The sequence below is a fragment of the Vibrio neptunius genome, from assembly GCA_019339365.1.
GTDB classification, from domain to species: domain Bacteria; phylum Pseudomonadota; class Gammaproteobacteria; order Enterobacterales; family Vibrionaceae; genus Vibrio; species Vibrio neptunius.
The window spans coordinates 1,469,400-1,485,487 of record CP079859.1 but is presented as its reverse complement, the minus strand read 5'-3'; the positions used below and the strand labels follow the sequence as shown (position 1 = coordinate 1,485,487).

Below are 16,088 nucleotides of genomic sequence, written 5' to 3'. Positions count from 1 at the left end.
CATGGTAGATAACGGAAATACATACGGCGAGCGCGTATCGCGTTTAGTGGGTTGGGGGCACTGGTTTGCCTTTTTCAACATCATAGCGGCCATGTTAATTGGCACCCGTTATATCACTCAGTCCCCTTGGCCCGACACCCTTTTAGGACAATTCTATCTGGCCATTTCTTGGGTAGGGCATTTCGGTTTCCTCGTTTTTGCACTTTATTTACTGGTTCTGTTTCCGCTTACCTTCCTGATACCGTCGCGTAAGCTATTTCGCTTAGTGGCGGTTTGTTTTGCTACCGTCGGTTTGACGGTGCTACTGATTGATACTCAAGCCTATCAGAAGATTAACCTTCACCTTACTCCCGTCGTCTGGGAGGTGCTATTTAATGATGAAGGCAGTACGATCAGTATTGATTTGCAACATTTATTTGTCGTTCTACCTTTAATTTTTTTGCTACAGCTTGCTTTATCTGAGTGGGTATGGCGCAAACAACGTCGGCTTTCGCACAAACATGTCGGTCGCCCGATTGCAGCATTATTCTTTATCAGTTTTATTACCAGTCATCTCGTTTACGTCTGGGCTGATGCCTATTTCTATAATCCAATTACTGCTCAGAAGGCCAACTTTCCGCTTTCCTATCCTATGACCGCGAAGTCCTTTATGGAACGTCACGGTTTGCTTGACAGAGAAGAGTATCTTCAGCGCCTAAAAGAAAGTGAGGCTAACGCACATTTGGTCCGCTACCCGCTTGAAAAGCTTGAGTTTAACCGTCGTGCCAATCCACTGAATATATTGGTAGTCAGTGTTAATAACCTACGCGGCGATGTGCTGACAAATGAGCTTATGCCAAACACATCAGAGTTTGCCTCACAGAACCTGAACTTTGTTAACCACTACAGCTCAAGCAACGATACCTTCGGTGTCTTTGGCCTGTTTTACGGTTTGCCAAGTAGTTATGTCAGTAGCATTAAAACCCAAGGTTCTCGACCTATTTTGCTTGATACTCTATTGGATAAGGATTACAACTTTGGTTTGTTCAGTGGGGACAACTTTGACGATAACCTATACGGTGAGACCGTATTCCGTGGTTTGAATTTTACTGGTATTGCTTTCAATGACAGTACCTCGCCCGATACTCAAGCTATTAATGCTTGGGCAACATGGGTCTCTCAGCAAAAGCAGCAACCTTGGTTTAGTTTTATTGAGCTGACGACGGTTGATAACTTTAGTGCCTATGACGACTCAGGGAACAACAAGTCCACATTGCAAACCTTGATACAAGGCTACCACACGTCGGTTAACAACGCCGATGAAGAATTGGGTGTGCTTTATGAGAAGATTAAAGAATTAGGCATTAGTGACTCAACCGTTATTGTTATCACATCCAATCACGGCACCGAGTTCAACGAAACTAAGACCAATAGCTGGGGTTCAAACAGTAATTACAGCCAGTACCAACTTGCAGTGCCAATGATCATACATTGGCCAGGCAAAGTGGCTGGTCAATACGATCACCGTACCAGTCACCTCGATTTATCGGTCACACTGCTTCAGGACCTACTGGGGGTCTCCTCTAACCCATCAGATTTCAGCAGCGGTCAGAACTTATTTGATGAACGCTCGAGAAAGTGGATTCTTGCCGGTGGTACAAGAGAATTGGCGCTGATCACCAACAAGAACACCACAGTGATCGATAAGTTTGGTAACTATAAATTGTATGACAGTAGCTACCAACGCCTACACGACGAAAACCCAACATTACCAGTTTTAATGCAGGGTCTAACAGAGCTGCAGCGTTTTTATGTAAAAAGTAACTAAATCATACTCTTAGTGATTGACCTGCTCATGAATTAAGGGTAGATTATCGCCATCGGACTGTAGCGCAGCTTGGTAGCGCACCGTCATGGGGTGTCGGGGGTCGCAAGTTCAAATCTTGTCAGTCCGACCATTACACCTAAAAAAAGAGAGCTTCGGCTCTCTTTTTTGCTTTTCTCGTACTACAAGCCGTTACTGGCTCCACTCCTCAGCAGTTCAACAGTCAAAGCAGCGCCTACAAATGATTTATATTGGCATTGGAAGAGTCGTCGAGGTAACGATAGGAGCCTTGGTCATTGAACTGCGACGGTATTGCTCCTCTAACTGCAAGATAGCTAACTCAACAGGTTTGATATCAATACTGCCAATTAGCCAGCTTTTCGTAAAACCAGCGTAAATGTCATCCCACGTCTTACATTATTTACTCCTGACAGCCTTCCCTGCATGTCGCGAACATTGTTCGCCGCAATGGCTAATCCAAGCCCTAGCCCTTCACCGATTTTTTTGCTGGTGTAGAAAGGCTCAAACATACGGCCAAGATTAGCTTGTTCTACACCACAACCGTTGTCTATGATCCTAACTTCTATTTCATCTGATACAGATTCCACCTCAATTTGTAACCGCGGAAAGTCAGTCTCTGTCATCGAGTCCAAGGCATTCCCAACCAAGTTGCCAAGCACATGGCGAAGCCTAGCCTCTTCGCCATACACAAACAGCTCCCGAGTCTCTAATTGAAGTTCCAAATCCACCTTGTCCAAACGCATTTGATGAACTTGTAGGACTTCATCCAAAGCTTCATTGAGTGACACAGGCTGAGGAGATTCAAGTCGTTGAAAGGCGAAAGACTTGAGCTGACGCGTCATCGACGCCATACGCTCAAACAACGTCATTGCCAAGGACATGTTATCTTTAAGTAGCTGTGTTTGCCCCCTTTCGAGCAATAATTGGTTACTTGAGAATAGCGTCCTAAGCCCAGTAAGAGGCTGATTGAGTTCATGCACTATAGCGCTGGACATTCTCCCAAGCGCCACCATTTTGCTCGACTCGATCAATTCTTGTTGAGCATTATCGAGTGCTTTCGTCCTTTCTTCAACGCGCGCCTGCAACCTCTGGTTTGACTGCTTTAAAGCCATTTCAGCACGTTTTCGTTTACTAATATCAATCACAGTGCACAGGTAGTAACCTCTTTCATGCCAAGGTAAGGCACTCAGCGAGATCATCACGGGAAAGCAGCTTCCATCACTGCGCTGCCCAAGAATCTCAACTTCCGTCATTTCAGCCAAATAAGCGTGCTGATCAAAGTTTTTCAGTAGTTCTAACGCCGGCGAATCGGAACCACTGCTTGTAAAAAGCTGCCAGAGTTTGATTTGGCGCGTCATCGACTCTGAAAGGCTAAAATACTTCTTCGCCATTGGGTTAATGTCTTGGATATCACCACTTTCATCGATCAGTATTAGCCCAACATGGGTTTTGCTCAGCATCACATTCAACCTTTTCTCAGAGGCTTCCACCAGCTTTTGCATGCGCTGCTGGCTACGCACTTTCTGATGTCGCTGATACCTGATTACCATGAGCAACGTGATGATTACTCCCCCACTATTATGCCCGCGCTTATCCAATGCGCACTACGTAACATCGATTGCAAGGGAGTGAGATACACCAATCTCCAGTTGAGATCATCTAAGACAACAGACTGGACTAAATACTTTTGCTCCTTTACCTGCCAGGTTTCGATGCGCGTACCGTCATAGAGTCGGTGGTACTCGATCATCGCCCCACTGTCGAAGTGCTGATAAAACCAAGTAGATGAAAAAAGAGGGTTGCTGGAGAGAAAAAACTGACTATTAGGGTGGTGTGCTAAAATCGCTTCACCCTGTGAAAACCATTGATCGATAAGAAGAGTCAGGTCGACTTGAACGGCGACAATACCGATGATTGTCACACCATCGTAGAGAGGTGAAGCAATAAAATAATCTGAGCTCTCTGGGCTGGTGGTCACATGAGACACAACCCCACGATGCTGCTGAATTTTTGCTGCAATCGCTTTGGCGCTGTGTGACGACATTCGCCGAGATTGAACACTAGAAATCTTAAGTCCCCCTCTATCAGTAAGCACATACCAACCTTTGGTGTTAGCCGCTTTGTCCAATTGAATCAATTGCTGCTGAATCTGTTGGTAAAACTGATGCTCACCGCGTAAAAAACGCACACTCGCTTGATCTTTGGTGATCAAAAAAGGCAAGTAGTCAAAACGGCGCAATGTTCGGCGAACTTCTTCGATGTAGCCGAGAAAACGCTCTTCCGCATGACGCTGTTTACTCTCAAGTTTCCACTGTTTAACCACTTCTTGACTCACGATCTGAATCAACCCTATCAGCAACAGTGTAACGGCAAACAAGCCATATCGTTGTGGGACTGCCATTGCAGTGTCATCCTTTATCACTTATTGGGGCCACACATATTAGATTTTGATGACTTGTACTGCTTGGTTTTAAAAGGGATATACTAGTTGCATAAAGTGAGAGCTAGCTCATGCTAACTTGAGGTCACTTTTAAAAACGTGATGGAACAAGACAACGGCGTAGATATGCAACAAACAACTAAACACCCTATCGTGCTGATCGAGGACGATCCCATCGTTCGTCAGACGACAGCACAATGGCTTCAACTGGCTGGCTTTGAACTTACCACCTTTGACAATGGTACGGCGGCACTCGCCGCCATTACTCAACACGAATTCATGGCAATCATCAGTGATGTTCGCTTACCTGGCATCGACGGCTTAGAGTTGCTACAGCAAGTGAAGCAGCAAGCTCCTGATATTCCAGTGATCCTGATCACTGGACATGGTGATGTCGACATGGCAGTCAACGCTCTGCAACAGGGCGCTTACGATTTTATCGAAAAACCGTTCGAACCTGAGCGCTTAGCACAGACCGTCAACCAAGCCATCCAACCCTATATCGAATCGCAAAAATGGCGGTCACGGCAGACCTACCTACAAAGCCTTGAAGGCATAGAACAGATATTGATAGGACGCAGTCGGGTAATGTGTGAACTGCGTGAACAGGTGCAGAAAATCGCCAGCATTGATACCAACGTCATTATTTATGGTGATACAGGGTGCGGAAAAGAATTGGTCGCTTACTGTCTGCATCACTTCAGCACCCGACAGCCGCACCCATTCGTTCCACTCAATTGCGGTGCAATACCGGATAACCTATTTGAAAGTGAGTTGTTTGGTCACGAAGCTGGTGCTTTTACCGGGGCTGCCAAGCGGCGCATCGGCAAGATAGAGTTTGCTGACAAAGGCACTTTATTTCTGGATGAAATTGAAAGCCTACCTTTGGCAATGCAAGTTAAGCTGTTGCGCGCGCTGCAAGAAAACACCGTTGAACGCGTGGGCAGTAACCATGCTAAAGCGGTTAACTTACGCGTGATCTCCGCTGCTAAATGTGACTTGCTAAACCACTCTGAATTTCGCCCAGATCTGTTTTACCGTTTGAATATCGCCCAGCTTTATTTACCCGCTTTGAAAGACCGCGAGGAAGACGCTTTACTGCTGTTTGAACATTTTACTCAGGAAGCCAATACCAACACCCGACGTCCCAGCCCTGCTGACCAACAAATGTTGCTCAGCTACCCTTGGCCAGGCAATGTTCGTGAGCTACGCAATGTCGCGATTCGTTTTGCACTGGATGATTCTCTAACCGTTGGAGACATTCTCTCATGCCGTCCACAAACGACCACAGCCGGCATCAAGCAAGGTTTGCCGCTCGCCATTCAGATGCAAAGCTTCGAAAGAAAAATTCTCCACGAAGCGTTGAAGCGCCATCAGGGACGCATCAATGATGTGCTGGAAGAGCTCGATTTACCCAGACGAACTCTCAACCAAAAGATGGTCAAATATGCGCTAAACCGAAGTGACTATACGCCCTCTTAGTGTGTTCGCAGCCGATAGGCAAAAATTGGCTTATCTCAATGTGCTGCCTATCAGCGGCTACGTCACCGTGGGCTGGTTGTTTAGCCCCTGACATCTCATTGGTTACCCTCTCCCTTTGATAGGCCATTTTTTGCTTATGGCAATCCCTCCCAATAAGCAATTAAATGCTTATAAACCACTAAATTAAACAAAAAAACCTTTAGTAACAATTAGTTAAGTTTTGGCATTTTGCTTGCTCTAGGTAAGTTTTCCGCTTTAAGCACACCACATGATACGGAGCATCATCATGACGTTAAAAAACATCTTCACCACCACTGTACTCACACTAAGTGCATTGGCGTTTACCCAATCAACGCTTGCTAGCGAGCGCAGTTACATTCTTGCAACCGCTTCAACTGGTGGCACTTTCTACCCAGTAGGCGTAGCACTGGCAACATTAAGTAAGGTGAAACTCGCTCCCAAACAACACTTTTCATTGGCTGCTATCAGTTCAGCTGGCTCGGGAGAAAACATTAAGCTTCTTAATGACAATCAGGCACAGTTTGCGATTTTGCAAGGGTTGTATGGCGCTTGGGCTTGGAAGGGCGCAGGACCGTATAAAAGCAGCCAAACTCAGCTGCGGTCAGTGTCCATGCTATGGCAAAACGTAGAGCATTTTATTGTCCGTTCAGATATCGCGCAAACAGGGACCATAAGCGATCTTGAAAAACTACAAGGCAAAAAGTTTTCTATCGGTAAAAAAAGCTCAGGGACAGAGAACTCAGGGCGTCAGATCATGCAAAGTCTGGCCATCAACCCAGAAGAGTTCAAACTTGCCTTTATGGGTTATGGCGGTAGCGCCAGCGCACTGCAAAACGGCACCATTGATGGTATGAATACGCCTGCGGGTGTACCTGTCGGCGCAGTCACTCAAGCATTTGCAGCGCTTGGCAATGACATTCAAATCCTATCTTTCACTGATGAACAAATCAAACAAGCAAACCGAGAATATGACATCTGGACCAAGTATGAGATACCCGCCAACACCTATCCGAACTTAGATAAACCCATCACGACCATTGCACAGCCGAATTTTCTCGCCGTGCGTGACGATATCCCTGAAGAAGACGTTTATCAACTAACGAAAACCATCTACGAGAATTTGCCTTTCCTGCAAGGTATTCACAAGGCAACCAAAGCGATGGCGTTAGAAAAGAGCATCTCCGGACTGCCCGTTCCCCTACACCCTGGTGCAGCTCGTTACTACCGAGAAATGGGTATTGAGCTTCCAGCGGAATTGATCGCGCGTTAAGCCGCCCTAACCTGTACGAATGGAGTTTGTTATGAAGGATCCACTTCAACAAGAACTGCAAAAGTTTGCCCTGCCGACACGTGATGATTTTCCATTAGTTGGCAAAGTCATCACGACACTTAGTGTGGTTCTCTCTTTATTGCACGTCTGGTTTAATACCGTCGCAACGCTACCAGAATTATGGATTTCAGCCATTCACTTTGCTGGTTTCGCCATCATATGTGCACTCTGGTATCCAGCGCATGGGCGCTTTAAGCGAAGTCGCGCAGCTCTTGGCGTCGATATTGGGCTTGTCATCGCCATCCTCGCATGTGTGATTTATCTCCCGTTTGCCGAAGATGCCCTCTATGAACGTGGCATGAGCTTTATTGCCAGCGACTGGTTGTTTTCCATCCTGGCGATCGCTATCGTCATAGAACTCATACGCCGCACCATGGGCTGGTTCATTCCGCTACTAATCCTTGTCTGTCTTAGTTATGTCGTACTGTGGGGGAAATGGACAACGGGTTTATTCCACTTCCCTGGATTGAGTTTTGAGACCCTGCTTTTTCGCAGCTTTTATTCATCAGAGGGGATGTTCGGCCCCATTTCTCGCATAAGCTGGACATTTGTCTTCATGTTCATTTTGTTTGGTGCCTTTCTGGTCCGATCGGGCGTTGGCGACTACATCCTTGCCGTAGCGAAAGCGGCGGCTGGAAAAGTGATCGGTGGACCTGGGTTTATTGCCGTCATTGGCTCAGGTTTAATGGGTTCAGTATCGGGGTCAAGTGTCGCCAATACCGTTTCCACGGGCGTTATCAGCATCCCTCTGATGCAAAAAGCAGGCTTTCCGCCGCGATTCGCCGCTGGTGTAGAGGCCGCCGCATCAACCGGAGGACAGCTGATGCCACCTGTCATGGGGGCCGGTGCATTTATCATGGCCTCTTACACACAAATCCCCTATGTCGATATCATCTTGGTCTCTCTCCTACCGGCATTGATCTATTTTCTGTCTGTCGCTTTCTTCGTGCGGATTGAAGCCAAACGCAGCGGCGTACAAAAAGAATCGACAGGTGGCGAATCATTGATCCGCGTCTTGGCCTCTGGTTGGCACAACCTGATTCCATTGGCAGTATTGGTGACGCTACTGGTGCAAGGATTCACGCCAACTTATGCCGCCGGATTATCCATTTTGTCTGTTGTCGTCGCGTCGTGGTTTTCAAAACATCACAAAATGGGCCCTAGTGCTATTTACGAGGCATTGGCGCAAGGGGCAAAAAACATGGCAACGACCGCGGTGCTTTTAGTCGGCATTGGGTTAGTGGTGAATGTCATCAGTACTACAGGCATTGGCAACACCTTCTCACTGATGATCCATCACTGGGCTAACGGACAACTGCTGCTGATGCTGCTGTTTGTGGCTCTGGCCTCTTTGATTCTGGGTATGGGTTTGCCTGTCACTGCTTCCTACATTGTGCTCGGCACACTGTCTGCCCCAGCGCTATACGAATTACTGGCCGAAAAACAACTACTCGACCTGATGATGGCAGGCCAACTGCCCCAAGAAGCCATGTCTATCTTTATGCTCATCACACCTGATCAACTCACCACACTAGCCGCCCCTATGTCACTGGAAACAGCTCAACAACTGCTCTCCCAAGTTCCAGCTGATTTTATGCAGACACTACTGGAGCAAAGCTTGGGGCTTGAAACCGTCAGTTTAGCTTTACTGTCCGCTCATCTGATCATTTTCTGGTTATCGCAAGATAGCAATGTCACGCCACCGGTATGTTTAACCGCCTTTGCCGCTGCAACCATTGCCCGCACGCCACCAATGCGAACCGGCTTTACGGCGTGGAAAATCGCCAAGGGTTTATATTTGGTCCCTCTGCTTATTGCCTACAGTGGCATCATCAGTTGGGATACGATGTCAGTACTTGAGGCCGGGTTGTTCGCCATTTTAGGCACTTATGCATTTGTTGGAGCCATGGAAGGCTATCTGGAAGGAAAAGTCCATCTGCTCATGCGGCTTTTACTCATCGTGATAGGCTGTGCTCTGGTTTGGCCTGAAACCCCGATGAGTGTGCGCTTAGCCTGTTGTGGGATATTGATCGGTTTCGTATGGTACAGCCGAAAACATGACCAGCCCACGCCAATCCAACAACCTATTTCTTCTAGCTGACAGTATGGCTGCCTAAAGAAGAACTTAACTTCTGTGCGCTGTGATGATCACAGCGCTTTGTTACTCTCGGCGAACCTCTTTTCTACCCTTCTCAATCGAATAACCCTCTGTTTATTCGTTAGATTTGGTCTAAAAACACGCACTTGCTCTAGTTTTCTGCCTCAAGTGCTCACAATTAAAGCAATCAGTAAAATTAGGGGTTTACAAGAAAAACCAACCTCTATATTATTCGCCTCAACAACGGAGAGATGGCTGAGTGGTTGAAAGCACCGGTCTTGAAAACCGGCATACGTTAATAGCGTATCTAGGGTTCAAATCCCTATCTCTCCGCCACATTCAGTAAAAAAGCCGCTAAGCAATTAGCGGCTTTTTTCATATCTGGGTGCACTTGATCAAGTAAGATTGACTGAATCAACGTGCTGCTCCCAACCAGCTTTTACTACCCCACCTTTGTTTGACCATGCGCCTTAAATTTCGACCTTCGTTTTGACACCATAACCTTCCTGTGAGCTAAGAAAGTCATACAAACCACTGTCGTAATACGCTAACAGTTAGCCAATCGTAACCTCATCCATTCTTGCCCTGAAATTTGCTCGTTACAATACTCAAACAAAACACATCGACACCTGTTCTGGTGTGGTGATTTCAGTACGTATTAAGCTCAAGGGGCTGGGGTCAACACAGATGGGGGATGAAAACACGCCTTGAAAAAGCGTTAGCCATGAAGAGTAATATACTACTTTGATTAGCATTGTTTACATATAACGTTGAATGGAAATCTACCAATAAAATAATTTAGAATAAATCACCAATAATTAACTCTTTGCCTACAACGTACGCGCCTACACTCCCTCTCAACTTTCGACAGAGGGCATGGACATGGAGCGTAAATACCCCGACCCGTTTAAAACCAAAAGACCTCATATGAGGGCTGGCTACAAACCGATTATTGAAGAGAAATCGGCTGGCCCGATGCCAACCATTTCTCCACCCGAAGAGAAAGAGCCAGCCTTCGCTTACGCGGTCGAATACGCGTGCGAGATGAGTTTGTACAGCAAGGCAGTCGAGCCACACATAGGCAGCCTGCTAGGCAAGACCGCACAAGAAAGCCGGTTCTCTCAATGGCGTCAAGTCGCCAATGGCCCTCATACCCGCAGCATTGTCTCGATAGACAAGCAAGAAACCCAACAATTGTGGGTCGGAAGCAAAGCCCCGCTTCCGGTCAATGCCGAACTCCGTTGGTCAGACATCCTGCCTCAAGACAAAGACCACCTCACTATCGAATACGCGTTTGTGCCCATTCGCCCCGCCATCCAAATCGGCGAAATGCTCGGCTTACCGACCGAAGGCTATTTGTACCATTTTGTTGATGGTGAACTGCTGCATGAATACCGCTTCCAAGGCGACACTCGGTATCACTTTTTGGTCACGCAAAGCACTGCGGGGGCGATGAATCCAGAGCCTAGAAGCCAGTTTGGCAGCGACTTTGTCTTAGCCCTGTGGAAACGAGAGGGTCAGGTGGTGGTCAACCAGCACTTGCTGTTTAGCCGACACGCCATGGATGACCAAGCCATGTCGGCGGTAGACGCGGCCTTTTTAAATGAGCATGGCGTCCAGCTCGATATGGACGCCATCATCCCTTTGACCAAAGGGCCAATCGTAGAAGAGGTTAGTCGCCGAGCCGCTCATCAGGCGGCTCAAGGGGAAACCCTAGAGCAGATTGCTCAGCAGCACGGCGTCACTCTTGAAACCTTACAAACCTTAAACCCGACGTTGCCATTATCGCCACTGGACAAGGGGGCGGTCATCTATACCGAGCCCGTGAGGGTGTACAACCATGCGCTGGATGTCGGTTACCCAGCCTTCACCGCCCGGCTCAGTGAAGGGCTGCTCTCGATAGACCGCATTGCCCGTGAAAAACCGTTTCCCGTGGTGAAGGTCGCCACGGCGAATCAAAGTGCCTTTGCCGCCTTGGCTCCGGTGCGCTACGCCATCGACAACCGAAACCTAGACACACTCAATGATGAGGTAGTCAAAGGGCTTAACCCCATCACTGACACCGCGCTCTTCCCGGGCGGCGTGCTGCGTTCAGACAAACTCCCTTATACCTTACGGCAGCTGCGCGATGGCTGGCTCTATGCCCTAAGCCAAGACCCAAAAACCGACGTCTGGTCGGTGGCCGAATACCAAGTCGTCAAAGGCGAGTTCTACCGTTTTGTTGGCGACCTGGCCGAAACGCGATATAACGCAGACGCTGAAAAGCCACACGCTTACGTGCTTTATCAAACTGGCCGGCCCTATTTTATCGGTTATGCGAGCCAGCGCTGGACACAAAACCTGCAAGATTTCTACACAGGCAATACCCCAGAGAGCCAGCAAGCAAGACAAGCCTGGCTGCGCGATATCACCGCCCCAACCCATCGTCTGCCGATTGAACAAATCTCAAAAGAAGTGGCCGACGTCGGCCACGAAGACTTAAGCGCGTATTATTTGACCTGCGCTTCTCCCACCGTCACCGAAGCCGATGAACAAGGGCTCATCACCCCACTGCAGCCCGCGTCCCTCATCAGCTACCAGTATCAAGCGCCCCTCTTGTGCGCCCACCATTTTGTCGCTTTGGATGACCCCTTGGCTGACTTCACCGACTTGTATCTGCGCTTGGCGCAATCAGTATTGCCCTTGTTGCAAGACGACCACACGCAGCGAAAAATCGTGGTGGCGGAAGCCATTCGGAGCTTGGTGCGCATTTCCCTGCCACCGGGCACCTTAGATAATGTCCCGGTCGACAAGGTGGTTGAGGTCGAGCAAGACCTAGATACCTGCTTGGAGTACCACTACTATCAAGCGCAATTGAAGAACGGTAATGCCGTCGGCAATTGGGGCGCCAGTTTGGCCTTAGAAGCGCAACCCATTATCGCCGCCTACCCTGAAGCCAGAGCCAGACTCAATCAATACGGTATTGCACCAGCTCTACTCGAGTCACGCTTTAGAGAGTATGTTGAACGGCGCAAAGCGCACCGCCAAGTCAACTGGGCAGACTTAGACACCTTCTACAAAGACTACCTAAGCACCCTTCATCATAGCGTCGCCATGATAAAGCACGACGCCCCCCATGTGATAAAGGCCATCACCGCCTTAGGCACCGACCCGCGGCGCTTTGGCCTCGACGTCGGCGATCATGCCCACCACCGAGTGCTAAGTACCCTGATGGATGCGACGCTCAATGAACTCGAATTGAGTGCCCAGCAGGTGCCCGAGTTGAGCGACAGCATCGATGAATTGCTCACCGAACCGGATAACTTATTAGGCTTGGCGGTGTACGGATTCTCGTCGGAGATTTATGCCGCCACCGAACCACTGCTCGGTGGCGTGACCTTCTCGGATTTTACTGGTCAAACACGTATCCCGCTAAGCGGGTTTATCTCGGCGTTTAACGATGTAATTGGGTTCAGCGACCCCAATTCGGCCTTGTTTACGGCGACGAAGAGCTTACTCATCCCCCTTGAAAGGCAAATCAATCAGGCCACACAGGCGGTCAAAGACAAAGGGGATAAAGCGGTGCGCAGCCTACAAATGCTGCGTTTTCGTATCATTAACCGCGTGATGAAACTGCCCGGTTTGTCGGCGCGGCGCGCCATGGCAATGTCGCTGTGGGGGCAAGCTCAATTGAGTCAGGGTAAGGTGTTTCTTAACGAGGGCCTTAGCGCTCAAACCCAAGCGGCCAATGGCCGTTACCACCAGTTGTTAATGGAAGCGCACAGTACCAATACTGCCTTGTCCAAGCTCCCTGCTGACTCACCAGACTATCGCCGAATGTCGACGTCGTTACGTCAGATAAACAAACAAATCAGTCGCTATGTGGAGTCTATCCCACCAGTGTTCAGCGAATACCAGAGCCAAACCGTTGGCAAATACACCTTCAGCAACGCCGCGAGCTCGGTCAGCCATGCCTTTGACCGCCTTGGCGGCACGGATTTGGTGGTGGCGTCCCTCAACCTAATTAATATCACCTCACAAATACAAACCCTGCAAGAGATGGAAAAGTCGGCCCCTTACCCGGATACGCGTCGCCAACAAACCACCGTAGGTTACAGTATCGCGTGGTTTGTTAATAACACAGGCGTGGTGCTAAAAGGGCTATCACTGAGTAAAATCCAAGGCAAAAGTGGTGTAATGGAGAATACGCTAAAGACACTCAAAACCAGTAAGATGGAAGGTGTGAAAATTGCAGATGTTCTTAACGCTCAGCGCTATATTGCCCACTCACTGATTGCCGGCGCAGCAGGGGTGATCGCCGCGGGTCTAGAAGGCTGGCAAGTCGTAGAAGATTTCTCGTCATCAAAAAGTTCGACAGAAAGATTCTTATTGTTTGGTAAAGGCGTGGCTCTGGCTGGGCAATTTGCAAGTTGGGGTGGATTGGTCTACAACTCGCTAAGAACTCGTTTAGGCCTGATATTCGTCGGTGAAGTATTAAAAGGTTGGATGTTAGCCATTAACTTCTGGGGCGCGGCTTTGTATGCCGCAGTGACCATACTGCTGTTGCTGACTAAACGAACCCCGCTGGAAACCTGGCTGCGCCATTCAATATGGGGCAAAGAGCCAGACTTTAACCGCAGCGCTGTGGATGAATACCACGCCTTACTGGCTTTGCTTAACCAGCCGTCAATCCAGTTTCGCACCACTGCGCGACGTATTGATAGAGCGGGGGCAAGCAACAGCGCGACCGTCTATTTTAAACAAGAGATGACCATCCTGCTGCCCAACGCTTATGCCAATGAAGCCGTGACCCTGTGCATCGAAAGCGGCTTTCCGCCCTCGGATTATCAGAACTTTACCGCTCACACCTTATTCAGCGGCCAAGTAACACGCGATAAAAATGAGCCGACCCTGTGCCGCTACCACTTACCTTTACCTCAACCACTGCAACACCTAGTGGCGCAAGGGCAAGGGACCATCAGACAAGAAAGACTCAACGTGTTTGTTGGTCGCCATGCCAATAACCCGTATGATAACGGCAATGCACTGGTTAGCGTCTATCAGGCGCAAACCTTAGCGGGGGTCAGCGAGCACAAAACCATGCCAGCGCTCGCGGAGTCAAAGCTATCACTGATGCCAACCCATCAGGTTCAGTTGCGGCTGCCCCCCATGCCAACCCACCCAGCGCCAGCCAGTAAAAAACCAGAGTAAAGAGGAATAGCCTTATGCGACCACTGAATCTAACGTATCCAGTACCAATGGAGGGGCCTCACTGATGTATGTGTCTGTCGACTCGTTACCGGAGCTGACCCCAGAGTATCAACACGCCCAGCAGCAAGCGGTACAAGAGGCCAAAGTGGTCTATCAATTTGAAATCGTAAGACAGCGTCCCAACGATTACGGCACAATTTTTATATGGACGTTGTTTGGCTTATTTTCCTTATGGATGATGTGGATCGCAGTGCAAGACGGTCTATGGGCAGGTGTTCTTCTTGTTATATTGTTTTCCGGAGGCTTTCTGACGTATTGCTATTTTGCTGGTAACCCAGATGTAAAACAAACCGTGACCTTAACCGAAAAAGGCATGATAGTCACCGAGCTAACTCTGGCCCCTGACGCCTGCTTTGCTGCCTTACGCTACTCAGGCTATGTGGGCGTTGCTATTTCGATTATCGGTGTGGTGCTGGTGGGGCCGATGATGTTTGTTGGTGCCGGCGCTGGGCTATTAATGTCGTTTAAAATGGCTGGAGTGGTCAATAGACCTAGGCAGCGAGTGTTGCCATTTAACTCTATGCTTAATTACGAATTTTTTATTGCACCTGCCATAAAATATAAACATGGCCTTGTTCAGTGGCATATGTCTCCAATGATCGAAATGGATGATACTGATAGTTATGATGACGGTGAAGAAGACCCTTATCACACTCAACGAAACTTCTACTTCTTAAGTTATGCCGCTTCGCATGAAGAGCAAGCTCAAATAGTAAAACACTTAACCCCCTTTATTAACATTGTCGAGGAAGAGTAAATAGTCATAGGTTCCCTAAACAAGGAGCCTGTGTGCGTACTGGGGGACAGCGATTGGTGGTGAATCAAAAGCTGAGTAGAACGTCCCCCTGAATCTAACGTATCAACTACCAATGGAGGGGCCTCACTGATGTATGTGTCTGTCGACTCGTTACCGGAGCTAACCCCAGAGTATCAACACGCCCAGCAGCAAGCGGTACAAGAGGCCAAGGTGGTCTATCAATTTGAAGTAGTCAAAGTGCCACCTATTGATTATTGGGCAATATCGATATGGCTAGCATTATTTGGCCTGATTGTGTGGGTTGGTTCCCAATTAGACTGGCTTGGAATGACCGTATTTACCTTATTTGCTTTTGCTTTAGGCAGCTACTTATATTACGCCGGTAACCCAGATGTAAAACAAACCGTGACCTTAACCGAAAAAGGCATGATAGTCACCGAGCTGACTCTGGTCCCTGACGCCTGCTTTGCTGCCTTACGCTACTCAGGCTATGTGGGCGTTGCTATTTCGATTATTGGAGTGGTGCTGGTGGGGCCGATGATGTTTGTTGGTGCCGGCGCTGGGCTGTTAATGTCGTTTAAAATGGCTGGGGTTACTAATCAACCTAGAATCAGAGTTCGCCCTTTCAACCCTAACATTGAATATGAAATGGCGGACAATCAATGTATGAAGTTCAAAAATAACCTCATTCTTCGGCGAGTCGTGCCTCGTATAAAGCTAGAAAATGACGGTGGTGAAAAAGATGACCTGTTCAGCGATAACAAAGAATTTTATTTCCTGACCTATGCCAGTACAGAGCAGGAGCAAATAGAAATGATGCGCCACTTGAAGAGGTTCATCAAAGTTGAACATGAAGACTACTACCATCAGGTGTAGTTGATGGGG

The 16,088-nt window shown here is 48.4% G+C and carries 7 protein-coding genes, 2 tRNA genes and 1 pseudogene; 9 read left to right on the top strand and 1 reads right to left on the bottom strand.

The features are described 5' to 3' along the window. Position 1: 1 nt before the first annotated feature. Both KW548_07170 and KW548_07165 read left to right on the top strand, forming a co-directional pair. Positions 2-1,807, top strand: a complete 1,806-nt coding sequence (locus tag KW548_07170) for a DUF3413 domain-containing protein (protein QXX07736.1) — start codon at positions 2-4, stop codon at positions 1,805-1,807. Positions 1,808-1,860: 53 nt separating this feature from the next. After that, positions 1,861-1,937 (top strand) — tRNA-Pro (locus KW548_07165). A 235-nt stretch (positions 1,938-2,172) separates the two neighbouring features. Here the strand turns inward: KW548_07165 and KW548_07160 are convergent. Continuing rightward, a pseudogene (locus tag KW548_07160) lies at positions 2,173-4,226 on the bottom strand (PAS domain S-box protein). A 165-nt stretch (positions 4,227-4,391) separates the two neighbouring features. Here KW548_07160 and KW548_07155 point away from each other — a divergent pair. The 7 genes from KW548_07155 to KW548_07125 all read left to right on the top strand — a co-directional run bounded on the left by KW548_07155 (position 4,392) and on the right by KW548_07125 (position 16,079). After that, positions 4,392-5,747, top strand: coding sequence for a sigma-54 dependent transcriptional regulator (locus tag KW548_07155; GenBank protein ID QXX07735.1), 1,356 nt, complete (start codon positions 4,392-4,394; stop codon positions 5,745-5,747). Positions 5,748-6,033: 286 nt separating this feature from the next. Further along, a complete protein-coding gene (locus tag KW548_07150; protein ID QXX07734.1) occupies positions 6,034-7,038 on the top strand; it encodes a TAXI family TRAP transporter solute-binding subunit in 1,005 nt (334 codons plus the stop codon). Positions 7,039-7,069: 31 nt separating this feature from the next. Next, positions 7,070-9,199, top strand: a complete 2,130-nt coding sequence (locus KW548_07145; protein QXX07733.1) for a TRAP transporter permease — start codon at positions 7,070-7,072, stop codon at positions 9,197-9,199. Between the two features lie 242 nt (positions 9,200-9,441). Beyond that, positions 9,442-9,532, top strand: a tRNA-Ser gene (locus KW548_07140). Positions 9,533-10,078: 546 nt separating this feature from the next. Beyond that, entirely contained in the window at positions 10,079-14,386 is a 4,308-nt protein-coding gene (locus KW548_07135; GenBank protein QXX07732.1) for a LysM peptidoglycan-binding domain-containing protein, read from the top strand. Positions 14,387-14,450: 64 nt separating this feature from the next. Next, complete coding sequence (locus KW548_07130; protein QXX07731.1) at positions 14,451-15,203, top strand: hypothetical protein; 753 nt, start codon at positions 14,451-14,453, stop codon at positions 15,201-15,203. 129 nt (positions 15,204-15,332) lie between these two features. After that, a complete protein-coding gene (locus KW548_07125) occupies positions 15,333-16,079 on the top strand; it encodes a hypothetical protein (protein ID QXX07730.1) in 747 nt (248 codons plus the stop codon). Positions 16,080-16,088 lie beyond the last annotated feature (9 nt).

Bases quoted from the DNA above. Each gene is read 5' to 3' on its own strand.
- KW548_07135 (QXX07732.1), top strand. From the start codon at position 10,079: ATGGAGCGTAAATACCCCGACCCGTTTAAAACCAAAAGACCTCATATG.
- KW548_07150 (QXX07734.1), top strand. From the start codon at position 6,034: ATGACGTTAAAAAACATCTTCACCACCACTGTACTCACACTAAGTGCA.
- KW548_07170 (QXX07736.1), top strand. From the start codon at position 2: ATGGTAGATAACGGAAATACATACGGCGAGCGCGTATCGCGTTTAGTG.
- KW548_07125 (QXX07730.1), top strand. From the start codon at position 15,333: ATGTATGTGTCTGTCGACTCGTTACCGGAGCTAACCCCAGAGTATCAA.
- KW548_07130 (QXX07731.1), top strand. From the start codon at position 14,451: ATGTATGTGTCTGTCGACTCGTTACCGGAGCTGACCCCAGAGTATCAA.
- KW548_07155 (QXX07735.1), top strand. From the start codon at position 4,392: ATGCAACAAACAACTAAACACCCTATCGTGCTGATCGAGGACGATCCC.
- KW548_07145 (QXX07733.1), top strand. From the start codon at position 7,070: ATGAAGGATCCACTTCAACAAGAACTGCAAAAGTTTGCCCTGCCGACA.